The following is a 23,385-nucleotide window of genomic DNA, read 5'->3' as shown; positions in this document are numbered from 1 at the left end:
AGGCGGTCACCGAACCAGGTTCAGCAACCGATCGGTGTCGAGCGTGATGTCGACCGGCGCGGGAAGATGCACGCGCTTGCCGAAGGATCGTGCGATGACGGCGGTGTATCGACCGTCTTCGGGTTCGCTGTGCACGATCGTCTCGCAACGGTCTCGGTCGATCAGGAGATACAGCGGAATTCCGGTCTCGGCGTAGGCGCGGGGCTTCTCCTCCCGGTCCCGCTTGTCCGTGTCCCCATCGAACGAAGTCACCTCGACGACCATGAGTACCGGAGCCGGGTCGCTCCACTCGCCTTGACCGACGAAACTGCCCTCCGGGGCGAGTGTGGCATCGGGTCGGGCTCGACCGTTGCGATATTGCTCGACCTTGAGACCCTGCTCGACGTAGAGCGAAAGCTCCGATCGAATGCGGGCGAACAGTTTCACCAGCCACATTACGATCTCGCCGTGATCGCCGTCGGGCATAGCTTTGAACCCCCACTTGCCGTCGATCAGTTCCGGCCAAAGGTCGTCGGGGTTCTCACGGGCGCGTTGAGCCATACGCTCAAAATATTCGACCGAGATGCGTGCACGATCGGTCACCGTGTGCACTGGTGGCCTCCGTTTCTGGTGCTCGTGGCGCGTCATTTCTCCATGATTGCCGCCGACGGCGGATCGGGCCATCGACCGGGCCGATGTGCTGTCGTCGGGTTGAACCGTACGCATGGATTTCGACGGTGGGGTGGGGTATCGGGCTTTGTCCCCCGAACGAGTGAGCGGGTCAGGGGGCTTGGGCCGGTTCGGGGGTTTGGGACCGGTGGTGGGCGTAGGTGCTGGTGGCTATGCCCACGGTGGTGATGATCGCGGCCAGGAGGTAGATGGCGCGTAGGCCGGGGCCGTCGGCGGTGTGGCCGCCGAGCCAGGCGCCGAGGGCGGCGGCCAGTTGGTAGGCGGAGGCGTTGACGGCCATGGCCAGGGTGGGGGCGGAGGAGGCGGTGGTCAGGACGCGGGTTTGCATGCCGGGGATGACCGCGAAGCCGAGGGCGCCGATGGCGAAGACCAGGATCGCGGTGGGCACGCGACTGCCCGCGGTCGCCCACATGAGGACCAGGGTCGCGGCGAGCGCGGTCAACAGGCCGATCTGGGTGCGCATCGGCGCGCGGTCGGCGAGCCGCCCGCCGACGATGTTGCCGACCGCCGCGCCGACGCCGTACGTCAGCAGCAGGATCGGTACGGATCCCTCCGCGAAGTGCGCGACATCGGTGAGCAGTGGCGCGAAGTAGGTGAAGACGGCGAGCAGTCCGGCGTTGGCGACGGCGGTGACGGCGATCGCCCACCGCACGTCCCGGCTGCGGAACACCCGCAGTTCGGCGACCGCCGAGCCGGCCGACACGGCACCGCGTACGTCCGGAACCAGCCGCCACACCAGGGCCAGCCCCAGTGCACAGCACGCCGCGATGGCGACGAACGTGGACCGCCAGCCGAACGTGTTGCCGATCAGCGTGCCCAGCGGCGCGCCCAGGATCATCGACAGGTTCATCCCGAAGACCAGCGTGGACACCGTGGACGCCTGCCTGCCCGGCGCCGCCGTGGACGCGGCGATCACGATCGCGTTGGCGAAGAAGGTGGCCGTGACCAACGAGGTGACGATGCGCGCCGCGAACAGGACCGGATAGTTCGGGGCGAGCGCCGAGGCCAGGTTCCCGACCACCACGATCGTGAGCAGCACGGTGATCAGCGGCTTGCGCCGCGCCCGGGCGGTGAGCGCGGTCAGCACCGGACCGCCGACGATCATGCCGATGGCGTACGCGGTCACCAGCAGCCCGGCCGCCGAGATCGACACGTCCATGTCGTCGGCGACATCCGGCAGGATGCCGGCGATCACGAACTCGCCGGTGGTGACGCCGAACACGCACAACATCAGGGCCGGTACGGCGGGTGGGACGTCGGGTCGTATCGAGCGCATGTGTGGTTTCCCCGTGGTGAATGTGTGTGGGTTTTGATGGGTTATGTGGGTGTTATTTTTTACTGAGCAGTACAGAAAATGGGCATGCCGACCGAGGCCATGCCGTGGTTGTACGAGCCCGGGTCGACCCCCGCCCTGCCTACAGGGCCGCCACGGCCCCCTCCACGACATCGAGGAGTGCGTCGCGGTCGTCGGTGACCTTGGCGAGTGTGCGCAGGCCGTAGTACGTGCTTTGGAAGGTGCGGGCCACCTGGAGTACGGGCCGGTCGCCGGTCAACTCGCCCGTGGCCCGGCCGATCGTGATCAGGTGGCAGAGGGCCTGCTCCAGGTCGACGAATTGTCGGTGCACCAGGTCCGCGACCATCTCGCTGCGCCCGCTCGGCTCGGTCGCGGCGTTGAGCGCCAGACAGCCGCGCCGGCCGGGGTCGGCCAGGTCGAGGTCGATCATCCCCAGCAGCAGGTCACGCAGTCGCTCCCGGACCGAGCCGCCCGACGCGGCCAACATCGCCACCTGCGCCTCGGCCAGGGTGCGGCCGTAGCGGCGCACCGACTCCTCGTACAGCCGGTGTTTGCTGCCGAACGCGTTGTAGAGACTGCCCCGACCGAGTCCCGTGCGGGCGCACAGGTCCTGCGTGGTGGTCGCCTCGTAGCCCTTCTCCCAGAACACCGCCATCGCGGCGTCGATGACGGCCTGGTCGTCGAACTCGCGCGGCCTGCTCATGAGAGGACGCTAACCAGTTCTGTACACATCAGTCAACAACGGCCGGCGACCTGGTCCGCGGATTGGCGTCGGCGCCAGAAGGGACGGTCGGCCCAGCGTTGTTCGGCGGCGTAGGCGTTGCCGTGGTTGCGGCGGTAGGCGTCGAGCAGGGTGGTGATGCGCTCCCGGTATACGTCGAGGGCGCCCGGGTCGCCCGCGAGGCTCGCGTGGAGTGCCTCGGCGGCGGTCAGGCCGGTGTACAGGGCGGTGAGGATGCCCTGCGAGGACAGTGGGTCGAAGGCCACGGCGGCGTCGCCGACCGCGATCCAGCCGTCGCCGACGACGCGGTCCAGGTGCGCGCCGTGGGCGGGGGCGCGGCGTGGGGCCAGGTCGCGGGGGAAGGGCACGCCGGCCACTCGGGCGGCGGTGTGGGTGGTCTCGGCGAGGTGGGCCCGGAAGGCGACATCCCTGCCGGCCCCGTGAGTTGGTGCGTCCGCGTCGGTGAAGTAGGCGAGCAGGAGTCGGTTGCCGGGAACGAGGGCGGTGTACCACCAGCCGTCGGGGGCCGCTTCGACCAGGGTGCTTGCGTCGGTGTACGACGTGGGGACATCCGGGAGCGTCACGTGCAGCGCGACCAGTGCGTCCCGGGTCCGGCGGTGGGCGCCGCCGATGCCGGTCGCGATGGCGGCACGGCGGCCCGTCGCGTCCACGAGCCGGTCGCAGACCGCGACTTCGTGCCGATCGCCGCAGTGCAGCGGTACCGACCACGTGCCGTCGGGTCGCCGCGTCGGCGCGCCGACCCGGGTGTGCCCGGCCACCTCCGCGCCCGCCGCCCGGGCGCCCTCGCGCAGCCGTGCGTCGAACAGGGCGCGGTCCAGGTGCCGGCCGGATCCGTACGGGTCGGCGATGCCCGACACCGTGACTTGGTGCGCCGAACCCCACACGGACCGCATGGCGTGGCAGGGCAGGTGACCCGGCCCCGGTACGTGCTCGGCCACGCCCAGGTCGGCCAACAACCGCCCCGCGGCCGCCGGCAGCGCCTCGCCGATCGCCGGCGGCCCGGAACCCGCGTCGGCGAGCAGGACCGAACGACCGGCCCGGGCCAGGGTGATCGCGGCCGAGGCGCCGGCCGGACCGCCACCCGCCACGATCACCTCGTGGCGCCGACGGCCGGGCGGCGCCCCGGCCCCGGTCACGGGGTGTCCAGGTAGGGGTCGATGTTGTCGACGTAGCCCACCGTCACCTCCGCCGCGTCGCGCCCGATCGCCTCGACCACGGCTGCGGTCGCCGTCTCGACCTCCATCCGCGCCGGGACGTGCACGTTCACCAGGTTGTGGGTGTCGGCGGCCTGATCGAACGGCGGCTCGGGCGTCGATTCGACCTGCATCACCTTCGGGAAACGCCCGTCGCCCACGGTGTAGGGGCGGGTCTCGACGATGCCCAGCTTGTACCAGCCGTCCACCATCTGCCGGCGCTGCTCCTGCGGGGTGGTGCCGGTCAGGCCGCGCAACCACACCGCGCGGTGCGTGAAGGCGGCCTCACGGTCCACCGAGCCGTCGCCGTCCGGGCGGTTGACCTTCTCGTAGTCGCTCTGCTTCAGCACATGATTCGGCACGCGAGCCGGCCAGAACGTGGGCACATACGGGTCGTAGCGCGGCCCGAGCCCGGCCTGCGACTCGTACCCGGCCCGACACCCGGCGGTGTCCGTCTGCCACGGCACCGCCATCCAACGGCTCAGATCGCCCGGGCCCTGCGCGTGCAACGGCCCGTCGGCGGCCTGCGCCTTGTCCGGGGTCAGCGTGTCGCCGTAGTCGGGATCGGGCGCACCCTCGGCACGCGGCAGGATCCGGAACGGCTCGGCGAACATCGACGCGTGCCGGATCGGCCAGGTCACCTCGATCCCCGGATGGAACGCGTCGGCCACACAGAAGTCCAGTGCGGCCCGATCCAACAACCCGGGCTGCGCGGCGGGCGGCGCGTCCTCCACCCTCGCGGGGTGACCCTGGAACGGCGCCGGATCGAACTCGCCCCGCGACCACGCGAGCAGCAGCCGGTCCTGGGTCGGGGACAACGTCATGTATTGCCGCACCGTGCGCGGCACGCTCGCCATCCCGTCCCCGTACAACCACGGCCACGGCATCGGCGACTTGTCGTCGCGGCCGTAGTCGCGCAGCGCCGTGTACACCTGCCGGCGCAACTCGCGATACTTGGCCGCCGGGCTCCCGAGCCGGGCCAGGTTGTCCGGATCGAGGAAGTGCTCCGGACCGGCCCAGCCGAACTGCGCGGCGAACCCCGCGTTGACCCACTGGAGTTCGCAGAACCGGCGCAGGATCGGCTCGATGTGCTCGCCGAAGGAGACCGCGGCCGGGAACGGCAGTTGCCCCGTCGAGACGAACACGTCGAAGAGCATGTCGTACAGGGTCCGCAGGGTGCGTACCTCGGGCGCGAAGTTCGGCGGCGCGACCACCACCCATGCCGGATCCACCGGGATCGGCATGCCGTCGACGGTGACCATCGCGGTGACCGGCCCGTCGGAGATGTCGTCGTACCAACCGTCGTTGTTGGTGACCGAGTTCAGTGGTGTGTGGTCGGGGGAGCCGGATGTGCCGTGTCCGCCGAGCACCACCAACCGGCCCGCCTCGTCCGCGTGCATCTCACCCAGCGGAACGTCGACCCGGCCGAGGAACCGACCACCGGTGAACGGCACGGTCGCGTCGCTCGCCGCGTCGAGGGTCTTGCGGCCGGGGTCGATCACCAGCGAACCCCGGTCGGCCACCCGGGGGTTGCGCCGCACCGACGGCTTGGCCGCCGGGTCGCGGGAGTCGGGGATGTCCAGCGGCAGATGGAACTCGTACCAGCCGGCCTTGCGGTTGGCCACGTGCACGCCCCAGGTGATCCTGGTGCCCGGGTCGGCGGTGGTCACCTCGCGCACCACCCGGCCGTCGGCGGTGTAGCCGTACAGCCGGAACCGGGCCGCCTGCCGCTTGATCGCGCCGTCGGGATCCTTGAACGAACCCGCCGGGGACACCGGCGGGTTCGGCGTCTCGGGACCGAGGAACCAGCCGTCGGGGCGCGTGCTGTTGCCCACACGCGCGATGCCGATGGCCGGGTGGATCCGTAGCCGGACGATCGCATCGCCCGTCCTGCCGCTGCCGTTGCGGTCGCTCACAACACTCCCGTCGCCGTCGTGCGTCCTCGCCGCCGGGACGAACCCGCCCACGGGGGTCGGCCGCTCGCCACGACGCGATACTTCTCCCAGTCGCGCGCGCCCCTACACGCTGGCCAACCGCACATACCCGGCGCAAGGCCCAGTCGGGTGACAATCCGGGAATCGGCGTGGCCCCACCCGGGTGTGGGCGGGGCCACGGGTCCGACGGCGGCGCGTGTCAGTCGGCCGACAGGCGGGTCACCTCGGTGACTTCCACCAGCCGGCGCAGTCTGGCCTCGACCCGGGCGGCATCGCGCCGATGCACGCTCACCTCCACCGTGGCGGCGCCGAGGTCGGTGGAGGTGTAGGTCAGTCGGTGGACGCCGTGGTTGTTGAGGACGGAGGCGACCCGGGCCAGCGAGCCTTGGTGATGGCGCATGCGGGCCACCAGGTGGGCGATCTCCGGGTCGGCGGTTCGGGGCCGGTCCGGTGGGCCGAGCCGTGGGGCGGGTGGGGCGTACCGAGCGACATCGAGGACCTGGGTGCCGTCGTCGACCATGGGTCGCTGTGCTCCTGTCGTGGGTGGGGGGAGGGTGCGCGGTTTCGAGGCGAACCGTCGGAGAAAACAGAAAGACCCCTCGCGAAGCGCGAGAGGTCTGCGTGCGGACGGTGGGCCGCAGGGAATGGTCGTCCTGGTCAGCCCGGTGTCGGCACGCCGTCGGTAATAATCGCCCGACGCCGCATGACATCGAAGTTCGCACACCCGCCACGCCTCGTCCAACGTGTCTCATGATGCGGATGGCGCCCCGTGCCGGAGCCGGTGGACACGTTCGGCGCCCGATGCGCATGCCGAAGCACCCGGACGATCCGGTCGTCGGATCGGATGGTGATCCGACGACCGTTCGATCGTCCGGGTGCCGCGGGTCGTTCAGCGAGCGCTCGGGAAAGGCTCCCGACGTCTCAGAACTTGATCCACTCGCTGGACGTGGTCACCGAATCCAGGATGTCCTGGATCGGGTCGATGCCCAGGCCCGGGCCGGTGGGCACGTCGAGGTGTCCGTCGGCGAGTTCGAACGGCGTGGTGATGTCGGTGGCGAAGTAGCGGCGCGAGGCCGACGTGTCGCCGGGAAGCACGAAGCCGGGGAGCGCGGCGAGGGCGACGTTGGCGGCGCGGCCCAGGCCCGTTTCCAACATGCCGCCGCACCAGACCGGCACGCCGTGCGCCACACACAGGTCGTGGATGGCCTTGGCCTCCAGGTAGCCGCCGACCCGGCCCGGCTTGACGTTGATGATCGAGGCCGCGCCCAGGGTGATCGCGGCGGCGGCGTGCTCGACCGACTCGATCGATTCGTCCAGGCACACCGGGGTCTTCAACTGCTTGGCCAGCGCGGCGTGTTGCACCAGGTCGTCGTCGGCCAGCGGCTGTTCGATCAACAGCAGGTCGAAGTCGTCCAGCTTGGCCAGCTGCCGGGCGTCGGCCAGCGTGTACGCCGCGTTCGCGTCCACCTGGAGCAGCAGGTCGTCGCCGAACCGCTCGCGCACCGCGCGCACCGGCGCCAGGTCCCAGCCCGGCTCGATCTTCAGCTTGATCCGGACATAGCCCTCCTCGACGAACCCGCTGACCGACTCCAGGAGTTCGGGGATCGAGTCCATGATGCCCACGGACACCCCGCACGGCACCCGATCGCGCGACGCGCCCAGGAAGGAGCCGAACGACTCGCCGGAGACCCGCAGTTGCGCGTCGAGCACGGCCGTCTCCAGCGCCGCCTTCGCCATCCGGTGGCCCTTGAACGGCTTCATCGCCCGCTTCGCCGCCCGCGCGTCCACCTTTTCCGGCAGCGCTGGGATCAGGAAACGCTTGAGCACGTCGAGCGCGGCGTCCACGTACTCCGAGCTGTACAGCGGCTCGGACATCGCCACACACTCGCCCCAGCCCTCGCCCTCGGGGGTGACCACGCGCACCAGCACGATGTCGCGGGCGGTCTCGACGCCGAAGGAGGTGCGGAACGGCGCGCGCAGCGGCATCGCGATCCGGCGCAGTTCGATTGCGTTGATCTTCATGGTGCCTGGACTCCTGATCGGTTCGAGGTGGTTCGGTGGCAGGTCATGCGACCGGCCTGCGGGTGAGCACGTATCGGGACCGGCCGTGGAAGCCGGTCACCCGGGCGCCGTCGGCGAGCAACCCGGCCAGCACCTCGCGCAGCGCGAGTCGCCAGTCCCGGGCCGTGGCCGGGTCGGTGTGCCGCAACTTCTCGATGTCCGCCGGGACGCCGACGAGCAGGTCCTCGGCGTCGGTGCGGCCGAGCGCGGGCCGGCCGTCGCGGTCGGTCAGCGCGGCCACCGCGCCGGGCGGCACGACCACCGGGATCGACTCGCGGCGGGCCGCGGCGACCACGCGCGGTTCGGCCAGGTCCCAGCCGACCATGGCGCGGTCGGTGTCGGTGCCGGCGTTGATCGCGTCGTCCACGGTGCCGTAGAAGTTGGGCAGGTAGGCGTCGATCACACCGCCGAGCTTGGCCAGGTTGAAGTGCGCGTTGCGGGCGATCAGCGGGTCGTACGTCCAGGTGATCCGGTGCAGGCCGCGATCGAGCGCCCAGTCGCGCTGGTGCAGCTTCAGCGCCAGGCCCGCCGCGTGGCCGGGGAGCGCGCCGGTGATGTGCGAGTGCATGGTGCGGGCGGTCGGCGCGCCGAAGAAGGCGACCGTCGCGCCGACGAGCCGGCCGTCGGCGTATGCGCCGGCGACGTAGTTGCCCGCGTGCGACAACGCGCGCATCTGCTCCACGTTGATCGGCGGGTTGTTCGCCGGCGTGCCCCAGATCTCGCAGAACAGCGCGCAGACGGCCTCGAGTTCGTCGAGCTCGTGCAGCTCCCGGATGGCCGGGGCGCTGAGCACGGGGGCGCTCATCGCCGCACCGCGTCGATCAGGCCCGCGAGCAGCGCGGCACGCGGAGCCAGTTCGGCCACGATCACGTGTTCGTGGTCGGCGTGCGCGCCGCCGCCGACGGCGCCCAGGCCGTCGAGGGTGGGGCAGCCGATGCCGGCGGTGAAGTTGCCGTCGGAGGCGCCGCCGACCGCCGCGGAGTGCAGCGGCGGCAGGCCCAGGTGGGCCGCGGTCAGGCCGGCTAGGTCGAACAGCGCGCGCGAGGAAGTGTCCTCCAGCGGCGGGCGGTTGGCGCCGCCCAATACCTCGACCCGGGCACCCGGCACGGTCGTGGGCAGCGCGCGGATCAGCTCGTCGACCCGGTCCTGCGCCTTGCGCGTGGGCACCCGTACATCGACCGTCACCGCCGCGTGCGGCGGCACCGTGTTGGACACCGCGCCCGCCCGCACCACCGTGGGGGTCACCGTGGTGCGCCAGTCGCCCGTCGCCCCCTCGTCGACCACGTCGGCCAGGCCGTCGAGGGCGAGCACCAGGTGCGCGGCCTCGATCGCGGCGTTGATCCCCTTCTCCGGCTCCAGACCGGCGTGCGCGGCCTTGCCGTGCACGACCAGTTCGTACTGCGAGCCGCCCTTGCGCGCGGTCTTGAGCGCGCCGCCGTCGGCGGACGCCTCCAGGACGAACGCGGCCGCACAGCCGCGTGCGGCGTCCTCGATCAGCTCCCGCGAGCTGGTCGAGCCGACCTCCTCGTCGCCGGTGATCAGCACGCCGATCCCGTCGAGCGAGTCCAGCGAGGCGAGCGCGTGGAAGATCTGGACCAGGCCGGCCTTCATGTCGAAGCACCCCGGCCCCCGGGCGATCCCGTCGCGCACCGACCACGGATGGGTAATCAGCGAGCCCATCGGCCACACCGTGTCGTGGTGGCCGACCAGCAATACGCGCGGGGTGCCGAAGGTCCACTGGAGGTGGGTCACGCCTTCGATGACGATCCGGCGCGGCTGGGCGCCGAGCAGGCGCGCACCCTGCGCGGCGACCACCTCGGCGCTGCGGGCGACCGCGGCCAGGTCGGCGGAGAAGGACTCGCACGTGACCAGCTCGGCCAGATCGGCCAGCATGGCGTCGGTGTCGAAGGCGGAGACGGCGCCCGTGGCGCCTGTGGGGTCGGTCGTCGGGCCGGTCATCGGGCCCGCCCCAACTCGGCGCGGAACAGCCGCTGTACGTTGCCGCCCAAAATCGCCATGATCTCCTTCTCACCGAAGCCGCGCCGGACCAATGCCTCGGTCAGTGCGGGGAGTTCGGCCGGACCGTCCAGGCCCGGCAGGGTGGTCGAGGTGTCCACGCCGGTGTAGTCGACGCCCTCGCAGCACGGCGGGGTGATGTCGGCCAGCACCTCGCGCAGGAAATCGGGGCCGATCCCGACGTGGTCGATGCCTGCCACGCCGATCACGTGCTCGATGTGGTCGACGATGCGGTCGATGGTCTGCTCGGCGCGCTCGGTGCTCAGGAAGTCCGGCACGAAGTTGACGCACACGACACCGCCCGTGGCGGCCACGCCCCGGATCTGCTCGTCGGTCAGGTTCCGGTGGTGGTCGCACAGCGCCCGGGCCGCCGAGTGGCTGGCGAGCAGCGGGCGGGTGGCCTCCTGCAATACGTGTGCGACGCCGGAGGCACCCAGGTGGGAGATGTCGAAGACGATGCCCAGGCGCTCCATCTCGCGCAGCGCCTCGACGCCGGCGTGGGTGAGCCGGCTGCCGGTGGCGTCTTCGCCGCTGCCGTCGCCGAGCGGGGAGCGGCCCCAGTGCGCGATCGAGGCGACCCGGACGCCGAGGCGGTACAGGGTGCGGAACAGCTCCAGGTCGGCGTCCACGCCGGGGGCGCTCTCCAGGGCCAGGACGAGGGCGATCCGGCCCTCGGCCAGCGCCGCGTCGATGTCGTCGCCGTTCAGGCACAGGCGCACGTCGTCCGGGTTGCCCTCGGCGATGGCGTGCGCGCACTCGACCATGCGCAGCGTGCGGCGCAGCGCCCCCTCGGGCCGGAACTGGTCGTCCACGAAGACCGGCAGCACCTGTACGTCCACCCCGCCCTCGCGGAGTTGCGGCAACCACTGCTCGCGGAAGAAGCTCGCCCAACGTCCGGGTGGTCGCTCGACCACCGCCATCAACAGGTCGTTGTGCGTATCCGCGACGACGGCGCGGGTGTGCAGGTCGGAACCCATGTCGAATCCTTCCGGTCGGTGTGTCAGCGACGCTAGGCGGCGGCGCGCACCGGGTGCTTCGTCCGAATGACCAATGCTGTCGATGGTTTCCGTAACCGGGCACAAAGCCACGACGACACACCCCCTCCGAACGCTTGCGCACTCCCCGGGGGCGGACAAGAGCCCACGGGCACCGCGGCGGGGGCGGCCGGAGGCGCGCCGGGCGTGCGGTAGAGAGCCGCGAGGGCGCGGGGGTGGGGCACGGGAGCCCTGGGCGGGCGGCCGGCCAAGCCGGGCGGGGAGTGGACGCGGCGGGTGAGGCCGGCGGCGCGGGTGGGGGCGCGAGGGGTGCGGGCGGGGCCGGTGGAGGGCGACGGGGGTACGTGCGAAGTGGGCGGGACGACGAGGGGGTGCCGCGTCCGGCGGCGGATGCATGGCGGAAGGCGGTGGGGGCGTGGGGTGAGGTTGGGCGCGGTTCGGTGGGAGTGCGGTGGTGGAGGGGCGGGTTTCCATGGGTGGCGGGCGGGGGTGTGGGGGCGACCGGGGTTTGGGTGGGAGTTCGGTGGGATGTTGTGGGTGGTCGGTGGGTGTGCGGGAGGGCGGTGCCCACCGACGCCGGGGTGCGGGCCGGGCGGCCGGTGGGGCCGGAGGTGGGTGGGGGCGACAAAGGAGGGGGGTCGGGTTTGTCGTGGTGGACGATCCGTGGGTGGGGGCCGGCGCTCTACCGTGCCCACGTGTCCCGGGCTTCCCGGGGTTGGTTCGGGCGGCTCCGGTGCGGGGGGTGTCGTGCGGGTTCGGCGTCCGACCCGGATTTCTGGCCGGGCCGTCCGTCGGCCCTGGGAGGCGCCCGTGCCTGTCGACCGTTTGCTCCCCTCTGATGCCGCCCATGACCTGATCGCCCGCACGCGGGCGTTCGCGGATCGGGAGCTCACGCCTCGGGCCGGCGCCTGTGAGGCCGAGGCGCGTTACCCCACGGGGTTGTTCCGCGCGCTCGGCCGGGCCGGGCTTTCCGGGCTGCCCTACCCCGTGCGCTATGGGGGTGCCGGCCAGCCGTACGAGGTCTACCTCCAGGTCCTGGAGGAGTTGGCCGCGCGCTGGGTGGGGCTCGCCGATGCGGTACACGTACACACGCTGGCGTGCCTGCCGACGGCCGTGCACGGCACCGACGCGCAGCGCGAGCAGTGGTTGCCGGGAATGTTCGACGGCGCGCTGATCGGCGGCCACGGCCGTGCCGAGCCGCACGTGGGCGCCGACCCGTCGGCAGTGGCCTGTCGGGCCGAGCGGACCAGGGGCGGCCACCTGATGGTGGGCACCCAGGTCGAACTGGCGCACGGCGGCCGGGCGCACTTCCACATCGTGTTCGCCCGCACCGGCCCGGCGCGGCCCGACGTCTCGTGCTTCCTGGCGCCCGGCGCCGACGAATACCTCTACTTCGGCCCGCCCGAGCAGTCGCTCGGGCTGCGCGCCTTCCCGACCACCACCGCCTACTGGGACGGCGTGTACCTGGAACCCGAACGGCTGATCGGCGTCCGGGACCGGGGCCTGCGGATCGCGTTCGAGATCCTGGACGCCGGGCGGCTCGGCGCGGCGGCGTGTGCGACCGGCCTGGCCCAGGCGGCGCTGGAGATCGCGACCGACTGCGCCGCCCGACCCGACCGCGGGGTCCTGGCCGAATGCGCGGGTGCGATCGATTCGGCCCGGGCGATGTACCTGGACGCCGCCCGCCGCCGCGACGCCGGCCTGTCGTACACCCGCCAGGCGTCGGTGGCCGAACTGGTCGCCGTGGAGGCCGCGATGGAGACGAGCACGACGGCGGTACGGATCCTCGGCGCGGCGGCCGACGAGTTCCCGGTGCACCGCTACGCCCGCGAGGCCGCGACCCTGCACCGCCGAGCGACCCCGACCGGAACGGGCGGCGCCCCGCGGGCCGCTCGCCGCGACACCGCCGGGCTCGCCGCGGTGGGCCCCTGATCGAACCGGCACGCACCCGACCGGCGGACCCCGCCGGAGCGGGCCGCCGGTCGGGGTGGTCACGGCCGGGTCGGCGGCGCCACCATCGGGTTGCGGAGTTCGCCGATGCCCTCGACGTGGCTGACCAGTGTCTCGCCGGGACGCAGGAAGCGCGGCGGCCGACGGACCGCGCCGACCCCGGCGGGAGTGCCGGTGAAGATCAGGTCGCCGGGCAGCAGCGTGCAGTGCGCCGACAACCGGGCGATCAGCTCCGGTACGGGGAAGACCATGTCGCGGGTACGGCCGTCCTGGAGCGTGGTGCCGTCGATCGAGCAGCCGAGCCGCAGGTCGTCGGGGTCGGCGAACTCGTCCGGGGTGACCAGCGCCGGGCCGAGCGGCCCGAACCCGGGGCAGGACTTGGCCAGGGACAACTGCGGGATCGGCCCGTCGAACTGCACCGTACGGTCGGACAGGTCCTGACCCACCGTCAACCCGGCCACGTACGCCCAACCGTCCTCGGCGGCGACATGGCGCGCGAACCGGCCGACGACCACGACCAGTTCCACCTCCCAGTCCACCGTCGCGCCGGTCAGCGTCACCGGGTCGTACGGTCCGGTCAGACAACTCGGGAACTTGCCGAACACCACGGGTGAGGCCGGGATCTCGAAGCCCGCCTCGGCGGCGTGGTCGCGATAGTTGGCCCCCACGGCGAACACCTGCCGAGGCCGCCGCACGGGTGCCCCCACCCGGGCCCCGTCCACCGGCACGGCCCGCGCCGGATCGAGGGTGTCCGCCCAGTCCCGCAGCCGGTCCCAGTGCTCGAACGCGGCGTCGGGGTCCGGGGCGAACCGGCCGCCGCTCGTGGTGTGTACGTCGATCGCGCCTGCGTCCACCAGGATGTACAGGCGGTCGTCGATCGTCGCGGTACGCATGGGGCTCCTCACGCCTTCACGGGGTCGGGCCGGCCGATGATCGGGTCGTCGTCGGCGAGCGGGAATTGCAGGCGGGTGACCGAGGCGACCATCGTGGCCAGCCGTTGCGACACCGCGAGATGTGCGGGATGCGCGGCGAAGGCACCCAGCGCCGAGGGGTCCGCGAAGACCGCCGCCATTCCGAAATCGGCGTTGTGCTCCTGGATCTCCAGGTCGGCGCCGGCCCGGACGAGCAGCACTTCGGGGATGTCGTCGGCGAACCGGCGCACCGACGCGACGAGTTCCGCGACGTCCTCGGCGCGCACGTCAGGCTTCCATGTGGCGAGTACCAGGTGCAGCAGCATGTTCGGCTCCGGCGGTCGATGGGGTGGGGTCGGCGAGCCGGGCGCGCAGCACTCGGGCCCGCTCGCGGAAGCGGGCCACGCCGGCCAGCTTGATCTGCTCGTATCCGCGTACCGTGTCCGGGAGTTCGCACAGTTCCAGGACCACGTCCCGGGTCTCGGGGGTGAGCCGGTCGAGTGCGTGGCGCACATGCTCGATGTACTCCGTGACCAACTCCCGCTCGGTGCGGCGCACCGCGGCGGGCCCGAACGGGTCGAGTCGGGTGCCGCGCAGCCGGCGACCGGCGTACAACACGCGAAACAGCGGGGTGCTCCACGGACCCAGGCGGATCTTGCGGTTCATGCCCATGGCCCGAAGCACCGGCGGGTGCAGGTGGATCGCGAACGTCTCGTCGGCGGAGGACTCGACCAGCCAGGCCAGATGCAGGCGGGCCACCTCGTACTCGTCCTTGTAGGCCATCAGCTTGAACAACCCCCGGGCCACCGCCTCGGCCGGCGCGGTGTCGCCCGCGAGCCGCCGGGCCGCCACCGCGTGCGCCCGGGCGACCACGTCGACGTAGCGCCGGGCGTAGTCGGCGTCCTGATAGGCGATCAGCTCCGGCACCCGGATGGTCAGCAGCCTGCGCAACTCGCCCGAGGCGTCGGCGACCCGCTCGACCAGGGCGGCGGCCACCGCCGTGAGCCGCGGTTCGCCGTCGTGCGATCGGCGCAGTTCGCCCACCGCCTCCGGGGCGGCGACCGCCGCGCGACCCCAGCCGAACGCGAGCAGATTACGCTCGGCAGCGGTGCCGTTGCGCCGGAACGCCTCCTCGATCGTCGCCAACGGGACCGGCAGCAGGCCGTGTTGCCAGGCCGCGCCCAGCATGATCACGTTCGCGGGCAGGTGGTCGCCGAAGACCCGCTCGGCGAGATCGCGCGCGTCGATCCGGATGTTGTCCGCCGCCCGCGTGTGTGCGTCGATCACCGCGAGGGCGGCGGCGGGATCGGGCGCGGGTGTGGTGACGTCGGTGGCCATCCGGCCGGTCGGGGCCAGGCCGGTGTCGATCACGGCCACCGTGCGTTCGGGGTTCGCGTTGGCCAGGTTGGCCGCCGCCGCGGTGCCGAGCACGTCGAGGCCGAGCAGCAGATCGACACCACCGGTCGACACGGTTGCCGAGCCGGTTACCGGCGTGGCCGAGATCCGCAGGTCGGACACCACCGGACCGGCCTTCTGGCTCAGCCCGGTCTGGTCAAGCCCGGCGGTGTGCAGACCGGCCAGCGCCGCCGCGGCGCCGAGGACCCGGGCGACGGTGACCACCCCGGTGCCGCCGATGCCGACCAGGCGAATCCGGAGGTCGTCGGTGCCCACGCGCGGCTGCGGGAGCGGCAGTTCGGGCGGCTGGGGCAGTCGGCCGGCGGGCGCGGCGGGCCCGGACGGCCCGGACGGCTTGGACGACCCGGCCGGCCGGGAGCGGCTGCGCCCGGGCCGGACGGTCAGGAACGCCGGGCAGTCGCCGCGCAGACAGGAGAAGTCCTTGGTACAGGAGGACTGGTGGATCCGGGTCTTGCGGCCGAACTCGGTCGACACCGGCTCGACCGACAGGCAGCCCGACGTGGCGCCGCAATCGCCGCAGCCCTCGCAGATCGCCTCGTTGATCAACACCCGCTCGGCCGGATCGGCGAGTTCGCCACGCCTCCGCTTGCGGCGCTTCTCGATCGCGCACAACTGGTCGTGGATCAGCACGGTCACCCCGGACAGCGCCGCCAACTCGCGCTGCACCGCGTCCAGTTCCTCGCGGGGCCGGACCGATGCGATGCGTGCGAGGCGAACCCGCCGATACCGCTTCACGTCCTCGGTGGTGATCACGATCCGGCGCACCCCCTCGGCCTCCAGGAGGCGGGTGATCGCCGGCACCGACAGCCGGCCCTGGGCGGTCTGGCCGCCCGTCATCGCGACGGCGTCGTTATACAACAGCTTGTAGGTGATGTTCACCCCCGCCGACACCGCGGCGCGCACGGCCAGCGAGCCGGAGTGCGCGAACGTGCCGTCGCCGATGTTCTGCACCAGGTGCGGCCGGGCCAGGAACGGCGCCATGCCGATCCAGTGCGCCCCCTCGCCGCCCATCTGGCTCAGGCCGGTGATCTCGCCGTGGTCCTGCGGATTGACCGTGACCATGCCGTGGCAGCCGATGCCCGCGCCGACCAGGGTGCCGGCCGGCACCTTCGTCGAAATGTTGTGCGGGCAGCCCGAACAGAAGAACGGGGTGCGCTGGTTCACCAGTGGCAGCAGCGTGCGCCGGGCGGCGGGGACCGGCTCGCCGCCGGCGCGCAGGTCGGGCAGATCGTGATGCGCGAGCAGCCGGGTGGTGAGCACCCTGGAGACCACGCCCGCGTCCAGCACGCCGGCGAGCGGGACCAGTGCCGCGCCGGTCGGGTCGTGCTTGCCGGTCACCGTCGGGGTGCTCGGCGCGCCGTACAACGCCTCCTTGACCAGCGGCTCCAGGAACGGGCCCTTCTCCTCCAGGACCAGCACCTCGTCGAGGCCGACCGCGAACTCGCGCACCGCCTCGGTGTCGATCGGGTGGATCATGCCCACCTTGAGCACCCGCACCAGCGCGTCCTCGACGCCGAGATGATCCATGGCCTGGCGCAGATCGTGGTACGCGGTACCGGCGGTGACCACGCCGAGGCGTGCGTCGGGCGCCGGCGAGGTGAGCCGGGTCAGCGCGTGCCGTCGGCCGTAGGCGCGGGCCCGGGCGAGCCTGGTCTCGACCAGATCGCGTTCCATGGCGAGCAGTCGTGGGCCGATCATCATCGCGTCGGGCGTGTGTCCGGGCCCGGCCGGCGGCCCGTCGGGTGCGTGCTCGCCGCCCACGTCGACGGTCGCGGTGGCGTCGGCGACCCGGGTGACCACCTTGAGCGCGGTCCACAGGCCCGACTCGCGCGAACACGCGATGGCGTGCCGGCCCAGGTCGAGCAGCTCCTGGATGTCCCCGGCCGAGAACACCGGTACGCCGAGCGCGGCGAGCAGTGCCTCCGAGGCGCCGGGCACGGTGGAGGACTTGGCCGCCGGATCGTCGCCGACCAGCATCAGTACGCCGCCGGCCGGCCCGGTGCCGACCAGGTTGCCGTGCCGGATCGCGTCGGCGGCGCGGTCGACGCCCGGCGACTTGCCGTACCAGACGCCCAGGACGCCGTCGACCGTGCCGTCGTCGTGCCCGGCGGCGAGCTGGCTGCCCGCGACGGCGGTCGCCGCCAACTCCTCGTTGACGCCGGGCCGAAAGACGATCCCCAGTTCGTCGAGGAGCCGGGACTGCCCGGCGAACTCCAGGTCGACGGTGCCCAACGGCGAGCCCTGATAGCCGGATACGTAGGCCCGGGTGTTCGCCCCCGCGGCGGCGTCGGCCCGGCGCTGGTCCAGGATCAGCCGAACCAGGGCCTGCACGCCGGACAGCAGGACCCGCCCGTCCGGCGCGCCGAACCGGTCGTCGGACGCGCTGCGGTCACCGCGGGCAGCGGCGTCGGCCGCTGCCCGCGGGGCGGTCGGCGCCCCGGGTCGACGCGGCGGGTCGACGGAGATGGCGGTCATTCGGCGGATACCGGTCGGGCGGGTTCGTCGCCGGTCAGCGCGAGCAGCGGGTGGCTGTGTACGGCTCCGGCCGCCGCCCAGGTCCGCGTGGTGAGTTCGGCGATCGGGACACCACGCTCGTAGTCGGCGAGCAGTCGGTCGGGGTCGAACGCCGGACCGACCGGATCGGCGGTGAACTCGGGCCCGGTGAGGTATGCGGTGGTCTCCTCGGCGCCGGCGAAGTTGTCGATCTGCAACTCGACCGTGTTGCCGTCGGGGTCGCGGTAGTACAGCGAGGTGGTCGGGCCGTGCGCGACACACACGTGCGGGCGGACACCGGCCGCGCGCAGCACGGCGAACCGGTCGAGCAGGTCGGCGAGGCTCGCGAACGTGTAGGCGGTGTGCGCGAGTCCGACGGTCATCGGCGTGCGCTCCTCGAACGGGACCGGGGCGGCGATCAGGCCGAGCCGGTGGTGCTCCTCGTCGAAGGTCAGGAAGGTGATCATCTCGGTCTCGTGCACCACGTGGGCGTCGAGCGCGCGCACGTACCAGTCGCACATCTCGGGCTTGCGGTTTGTCTGCAACACGGTGTGCGCCAGGCGCAGCTTGGGAGTCATCGTCGTATCCCTCTCGGTGTGGTGGGAAAGCCGTTCAGGGGAAGGCGGGATCGGCCGGATCGAGGGTGTCGGCCGGGGCTTCCGCCTCGGCGCGGCGGCCGAGGACGGCGCGCAGTGCCGGGATCAGGTCCGCCACACCGTCCGCTCCCGCGCCCGGCACACGCAGCGCGACGTGGCCGTCGGGGCGGACCAGTACGCACCCGTGCGGGGTGATCCCCCACACGTGTCGCCACCCGTCCGCCTCCGCGACCAGGTCGCCGTCCGCGCCGACCCGAAACGCCGCGATCGGTACGCCGAGCCGACGCGAGGCGACGTCGGCCGCCTCGACCCAGGCCCGCCCCTCGGCGCCCGCGAGCAGCACGAACGTGTCGGCCGACAGGTCGACCGTGGCCCGCCGCGCACCCTCGGGCGTGCGGAACCACGTATGCGGCGCGAGCGCGCCGGGGTGCGCCTCCATCCGGTACTCCGCGACCGTCGAGCGCGGCGCGAGCGTGCCGTCTGGCACCACCGCCGCCGACCGGTACACGTGCCCGAACGTCTGCCCCTGGAACAGGAAGTGGTCCCGCTGCGCCGGGATCCCCGCGGCCAGCGCGGCGCGCAGGTCCTTCCCGGCGGCGTCCTCGATCGAGGCCAGCACCGAGGGATCGGTGAACAGCGCGCCGGTGCCCGCCATCCGCTCCGCGTTGCGCATGCTCTGCGCGGCGTTGACCCGGGCCACCGGCATACGCTCGTCCTCGTAGCCGGCGAGCAGCTCCTCGCCCGCCCACCCCCGCAGTACGGCGGCCAGTTTCCAGGCCAGGTTGTGCGCGTCCTGGATGCCGGTGTTCATCCCGAAGCCGCCGGTGGGCGGGAAGCGGTGCGCCGCGTCGCCGACGAGGAAGACCCGGCCGGCCCGGAACCGCTCGGCGATGGCGATCTCCAGCTTCCACGGCAGCACGCTGCGCACCGTGACCGCGAGGTCGGGCACGCCCACCGCCTCGCGGAACAGCTCCGCGCAGCGCTCGGGCGGGTAGTCGGCGATGCTCTCCCGCTCCGGGTCGAACGCGAAGTTGTAGGTCCAGCGCCGTTTGCCGTCGAGGGCGATCATCGCGCCCTGCGTTCGGGCGTTGAGGATCCACCACAGCGCGTACGGCCGGCCGCCGGTGTACGGGCCGAGGTCGGCGTCGACATAGGCGTTGAGCAGGTGTCCGACCGGGGCGACCGCGTCGTTGCCGATGGCCAGGAGTTCGCGGACCGGGCTGCGGGCCCCGTCGGCAGCCACCACGTAGCGGGCCCGCACCGTCTCCGTACCGCCGTCGGCCGCGTGCCGCACCCGCACGTCGACGCCGGCCGGGGTCTGCCCGAGCCCGGTCGCCTCGACGCCGAAGTCCACCCGTACGCCGAGTCGCCGGGCCGCCGCGAGCAGGATCGGCTCGATCCGGTCCTGTGGGCAGGACACCAGCGCCTCGCTCGAATCGGCGCACATCCGGTCCCACTCGTCGGGCGCGTCGGCCGCGGTGATCCGACCGATCTCGATCCCTGTCAGTCGGGTCACCCACCCGACGCCGATGCCCCGGTCGAGCGGCAGCGCGGCGTCGCGTACCTCGTCGGCGACGCCCCACTGACGGAACAGCTCCATCGTGCGGGCGTTGACCACGTGTGCCTTGGGGTGGGCGGAGCCGGCCGCCCGGCGCTCGACGACCCGGGTCGAGATGCCCAGTCGCCCGAGCAGCACGGCGGTACTCAGACCCGCCGGACCGGCGCCCACCACCAGCACGTCCACGTCTGCCACGGTCATCGGCACTCCCCATTGTCTTGGTCACGCGCCGTCGTCGTGCGGCGCCGAGCGACACCGGCCGAGGGGCATCGAGCGGCATGGAGCGCGTCGTCGAGCCACCTCGGCCGGACGCCGTCCGTCGATGTGGCCGCAACGTTAACCAGACTTTGATTTCAAGTCAAAGAGTTCATGCGGACGACTCCGCGCGGCTCGATATGCTCGACGAATGGCTGAGGGAGCAGAGGAAAAGGCGGCTCGACCGCGAGCCGGCAAACGCGCCGCGGCGGCGGTCGCGCCGGCGAAGAAGCGCACGTCGAACCGGCTGGGCACGGGCACGGGCCCCGGCACCGGTCGGCGCGGCGAGCGCCGTCGGCAACTGCTCGAAGCGGCGGTCGCGCTCTTCTCGGAGCGGCCCTACGAGGACATCTTCATCGCCGACATCGCCGACGCCGCGGGTGTCGCGCACGGCCTGCTCTTCTACTACTTCAAGGACAAGCGCGGGATCTACCTGGAGGCGCTCGGCCAGGTGGCCCGGGACATCCAGGAGTACCAGCGCGCCCGCCCCGACGAGGTCACCGCCGAGGCGCGCCTGTACGGCATGGTCCGGCGCCACTTCGAGTACATCGGCAGCCACACCCAGACGTTCATCGGCTTCATGCGCCCCGGCTTGGGCGACGCGGACGTGCGGCGGATCTTCGAGTCCGCCCGGCAGGCGGGTGTGGACCTGGTGTTGGAACTGTTCGACCTCGAATCCGAGACACCACCGCCGCCGATCCTGCGCGCGGCGCTGCGCGGCTGGGTGGGATACCTGGACGAGATCAGCCTGGACTGGCTGGCCCACGGCGACGTCCCCGTCGACGACATCGTGCAACTGGCCGTCGATACGCTGATCGCCGGGTTGCGGAGCGTGGAGGGCGGGCACGCGGACATCTCCGCGATGCTCAGGGAGTTGCACCGGGCGGCCTGAGCCGAGCCGGACCCGCTGCCGACTAGTCGGTCTTCGGTGGGATGCGGTGCAGTTGTCTGCGGTCGTAGTAGGTGGTCATCGCGAAACCGAAGACCAGTCCGGCGACGATCCCGAACCCGATCCCGATCCAGGCCCGAGTCAGTCCCGCGTCGGCGCGGGCGTCGAAATACAGGATGGCCCGGACACCGTCGCCGAGTTGGCGCATCGGCTCGAAGACCGACAACACCCGGTAGAACGGCGGCAGCGCCTGGAGCGGGATGGTCGCGCCGGACGAGGGCAGCGCCAGCACGATGAACACGAACATGCTCACCAACTGGCCGATTCCGCCGAAGGCCGCGTTGATCGCCTGGACGCCGATACCGACCGCGGTGGTCGCGCAGACCGAGAAGATCCAGAGCAGCGGCAGGTGCGCGGCGTCCATGTCCAGGATCCCGACGGTGGCCACCATGATCAGGGTGGCGGTCAGCATGGACAACACCGCCGACATCGTGCACTTGACCGCGAGGGTGTGCGTACGGGTGATGTGCACCAGTGGTCGCTCGGTACGCCACGGGCCGATCTCGCTCGCCACGTAGCCCAGCGCGACGTCGACCATGTTGCCGATGATGTTGCCGCCCAGGAAACCCGCGAGCACCAGGAGCAGCGTGTAGTAGAACGCGGTCAGACCCAGGCCGGTGCGGGGGCCGATGCCGTGGCCGACCGTCACGACGGCGGCGATCGGATCGGCGCGCAGCAGCCGGCCGGCGGCGGTGTCCGGCCCGGTCGGCGTGCTCGCGCTCAGCGTCGCGCCGAGCTGCAACGACGCGCCGTGCACGGCCTGTTGCGCGATGGACGTGGCCAGCGACGAGGCCAGGCTGCCCACGCCCGGGTTGGTCAGCACCAGGATCGTCGGGCGGGTCGGTGCGGGCGGGTTGGGCGCGGGCGTGTTCAGTGCCGCCACCGACGCGGTGAAGCCGGCCGGCACCAGGATCGCCCCGTACAGCTTGCCCGAGGCCAGGTCCCGGCGGGCCGCCGCCTCGTCCAGCCGCTTCCACGACACCGCGCCGCCGGGGGAGGCCGCGATCCCGGCGGTGATCCGCGAGCCCAGGCTCGGCGTGCCGTCCCCGGCGCCGCGATCCGCGTCGACCACGCCGATCGGCAGTTTGCGCAGGTCCCCGCGCGGATCGAGGATGCCGCCCATGTAGAGCATCGACAGCAGGAAGGCCAGCAGGCCGATGATGATCGACGGGCCCACCCAGATCCGCGGATTGCGCAGCACCCGCCACGCGCCGACCCAGGGCACGGACTGATTCGAGGCCATCGTTCTCCAGACGCGCGGCGTAGCGGTCCGGCCGCCGCGCGCCCGCCCGCGCGGGGGACGGCCACCGTGGGCGAGATGGTCGCCGGATCGGCGGGCGGCCAAACCCGCGAACACGCTCGGTACGCCCGAAAGCCCTGCTCCCGGCGTGGGGCGCCGGAAGCAGGGCCGTCATCGGCCGCGCGCGGTCAGGAGATCGTCACGTCGTCCACGAGGAACGTGGTGGTCAGCGACGAGTCCTCGGCGCCCGCGAACTGCAGGGTGACCGTCTGGCCCTTGTAGGCGCTCAGGTTCACCGTGCGCTGCACGTAGGCACCGGTGGCGCCGACGTTGGAGTAGGTGGCGAGGGTGGTGCCGTTGATCTGCACCTTGAGCGTGTCGTAGACCGTGGACCCCGTTTCCTGGGTCGTGGTCTTGATCCACACCTTCAGCGTGGGTGCGGCGGTGTTGGGGATCGCGACGTTGGACTGCGACAGGGTCTCGGTGGCGGTGGAGCCGTAGCCCATCATCCACGCGTACCAGGTGCCGCCGTGTGCCGCGTTCTGCGAGCTGTTGGTGATGTCGTTCGCGCTCTGCGTCCAGTTGGCGGTGCCGTCCTCGAAGCCGCCGTTCTTGATCGCGTCGCCGCCCGGGCCGCCGGTGCCGACGGTCAGGGTGTACTGGGCGGTGTGCGTGGCGTTGGGCCCGGTACCGGTGACGGTGATCACGTAGGTGCCGTTCGCGGCGCCCGCCGCGGCCGTCGCGGTCAGCGTCGAGGAGGCGCCGGACTGGATCGGGTTCGGGCTCAGGGCCACGGTGACGTCGCCCGGCTGCCCGGCCGCGGTCAGCGAGACCGACTGCGCGTTACCCGAGGTGACGGTCGTGCCCAGGGTCGCGGTGATCGACGAACCGGGCTGTACGGTACCCGAGTTCGGGTTGAAGCTCATGGAGAAGTCGTTCTGCGCGGGACCGCCGGTGCAGGTCGGGTCACCGGTCTGCGCGGGCACGCTGATCGCGTCCCAGGCGGCCTTGGTCTTGTTGAACAGCGCGCAGGTCGGGTCGAGCGTCTTGGCCGAGCTGAGCGTGGCCGTGCGGTACTTCTTGTAGGTCATGCCGCTGGTCTTGAGCAGCATG

The 23,385-nt window shown here is 72.2% G+C and carries 18 protein-coding genes and 1 pseudogene; 2 read left to right on the top strand and 17 right to left on the bottom strand.

Annotated elements, in window-relative coordinates; translation table 11 throughout:
• Nucleotides 1–6: 6 nt before the first annotated feature.
• From ACWGR4_RS24860 to ACWGR4_RS24815, 10 genes are all read right to left on the bottom strand, one after another.
• Entirely contained in the window at nt 7–705 is a 699-nt protein-coding gene (locus ACWGR4_RS24860) for a Uma2 family endonuclease (protein ID WP_452129776.1), read from the bottom strand.
• Between the two features lie 55 nt (nt 706–760).
• A complete protein-coding gene (locus ACWGR4_RS24855) occupies nt 761–1,945 on the bottom strand; it encodes an MFS transporter (protein ID WP_452129777.1) in 1,185 nt (394 codons plus the stop codon).
• A gap of 139 nt (nt 1,946–2,084) precedes the next feature.
• On the bottom strand, nt 2,085–2,666 hold the full coding sequence (locus ACWGR4_RS24850) for a TetR/AcrR family transcriptional regulator (RefSeq protein WP_380007150.1): 582 nt from the start codon (nt 2,664–2,666) through the stop codon (nt 2,085–2,087).
• Nucleotides 2,667–2,698: 32 nt separating this feature from the next.
• Nucleotides 2,699–3,841, bottom strand: a complete 1,143-nt coding sequence (locus ACWGR4_RS24845; protein ID WP_452129778.1) for a tryptophan 7-halogenase — start codon at nt 3,839–3,841, stop codon at nt 2,699–2,701.
• Nucleotides 3,838–5,814 carry a LodA/GoxA family CTQ-dependent oxidase gene (locus ACWGR4_RS24840; RefSeq protein ID WP_452129779.1) on the bottom strand — a complete coding sequence of 659 codons (1,977 nt, stop codon included), beginning with the start codon at nt 5,812–5,814 and terminating at the stop codon, nt 3,838–3,840. The genes ACWGR4_RS24845 and ACWGR4_RS24840 overlap by 4 nt, the downstream gene beginning before the upstream one ends.
• A 217-nt stretch (nt 5,815–6,031) precedes the next feature.
• Nucleotides 6,032–6,352 carry a hypothetical protein gene (locus ACWGR4_RS24835; RefSeq protein ID WP_452129780.1) on the bottom strand — a complete coding sequence of 107 codons (321 nt, stop codon included), beginning with the start codon at nt 6,350–6,352 and terminating at the stop codon, nt 6,032–6,034.
• Between the two features lie 401 nt (nt 6,353–6,753).
• The gene (menC, locus tag ACWGR4_RS24830; protein WP_380007138.1) at nt 6,754–7,854 is read right to left on the bottom strand and encodes an o-succinylbenzoate synthase; all 1,101 of its coding nucleotides are present in this window, start codon (nt 7,852–7,854) and stop codon (nt 6,754–6,756) included.
• 43 nt (nt 7,855–7,897) lie between these two features.
• Nucleotides 7,898–8,698 carry a GNAT family N-acetyltransferase gene (locus ACWGR4_RS24825; protein ID WP_380007135.1) on the bottom strand — a complete coding sequence of 267 codons (801 nt, stop codon included), beginning with the start codon at nt 8,696–8,698 and terminating at the stop codon, nt 7,898–7,900.
• Nucleotides 8,695–9,786 carry a M20 family metallopeptidase gene (locus tag ACWGR4_RS24820; RefSeq protein WP_380007442.1) on the bottom strand — a complete coding sequence of 364 codons (1,092 nt, stop codon included), beginning with the start codon at nt 9,784–9,786 and terminating at the stop codon, nt 8,695–8,697. Before ACWGR4_RS24820 ends, ACWGR4_RS24825 begins: the two co-directional genes overlap by 4 nt.
• 62 nt (nt 9,787–9,848) lie before the next feature.
• Complete coding sequence (locus tag ACWGR4_RS24815; RefSeq protein WP_452129781.1) at nt 9,849–10,886, bottom strand: dipeptidase; 1,038 nt, start codon at nt 10,884–10,886, stop codon at nt 9,849–9,851.
• Between the two features lie 828 nt (nt 10,887–11,714).
• Here ACWGR4_RS24815 and ACWGR4_RS24810 point away from each other — a divergent pair.
• Nucleotides 11,715–12,836, top strand: a complete 1,122-nt coding sequence (locus ACWGR4_RS24810) for an acyl-CoA dehydrogenase family protein (RefSeq protein ID WP_452129782.1) — start codon at nt 11,715–11,717, stop codon at nt 12,834–12,836.
• A 59-nt stretch (nt 12,837–12,895) separates the two neighbouring features.
• On the opposite strand, the gene ACWGR4_RS24805 is transcribed toward ACWGR4_RS24810, so the two are convergent.
• From ACWGR4_RS24805 to ACWGR4_RS24785, 5 genes are read right to left on the bottom strand one after another with little or no spacing between them, the layout of a single operon-like run.
• Entirely contained in the window at nt 12,896–13,747 is an 852-nt protein-coding gene (locus tag ACWGR4_RS24805; protein ID WP_452129783.1) for a fumarylacetoacetate hydrolase family protein, read from the bottom strand.
• Nucleotides 13,748–13,755: 8 nt separating this feature from the next.
• Complete coding sequence (locus ACWGR4_RS24800) at nt 13,756–14,091, bottom strand: Dabb family protein (RefSeq protein ID WP_452129784.1); 336 nt, start codon at nt 14,089–14,091, stop codon at nt 13,756–13,758.
• Complete coding sequence (locus ACWGR4_RS24795; protein ID WP_452134239.1) at nt 14,054–17,656, bottom strand: indolepyruvate ferredoxin oxidoreductase family protein; 3,603 nt, start codon at nt 17,654–17,656, stop codon at nt 14,054–14,056. The genes ACWGR4_RS24800 and ACWGR4_RS24795 overlap by 38 nt, the downstream gene beginning before the upstream one ends.
• Complete coding sequence (locus tag ACWGR4_RS24790) at nt 17,653–18,252, bottom strand: VOC family protein (RefSeq protein ID WP_380007116.1); 600 nt, start codon at nt 18,250–18,252, stop codon at nt 17,653–17,655. The genes ACWGR4_RS24795 and ACWGR4_RS24790 overlap by 4 nt, the downstream gene beginning before the upstream one ends.
• A 34-nt stretch (nt 18,253–18,286) precedes the next feature.
• A complete protein-coding gene (locus ACWGR4_RS24785) occupies nt 18,287–20,029 on the bottom strand; it encodes an FAD-dependent monooxygenase (RefSeq protein WP_452133999.1) in 1,743 nt (580 codons plus the stop codon).
• Between the two features lie 205 nt (nt 20,030–20,234).
• On the opposite strand from ACWGR4_RS24785, the gene ACWGR4_RS24780 reads away from it, so the two are divergent.
• Complete coding sequence (locus tag ACWGR4_RS24780) at nt 20,235–20,975, top strand: TetR/AcrR family transcriptional regulator (RefSeq protein WP_380007110.1); 741 nt, start codon at nt 20,235–20,237, stop codon at nt 20,973–20,975.
• A gap of 22 nt (nt 20,976–20,997) precedes the next feature.
• Here the strand turns inward: ACWGR4_RS24780 and ACWGR4_RS24775 are convergent, their stop codons facing one another.
• A complete protein-coding gene (locus ACWGR4_RS24775) occupies nt 20,998–22,275 on the bottom strand; it encodes a DUF3533 domain-containing protein (RefSeq protein ID WP_452134000.1) in 1,278 nt (425 codons plus the stop codon).
• 185 nt (nt 22,276–22,460) lie between these two features.
• Nucleotides 22,461–23,385, bottom strand: a pseudogene (locus ACWGR4_RS24770) (hypothetical protein); the annotation flags it as partial.

This window comes from Embleya sp. NPDC055664 (assembly GCF_053618075.1).
The sequence above is the reverse complement of the archived record's forward strand: the minus strand, read 5'-3'. Positions and strand labels throughout refer to the sequence as shown.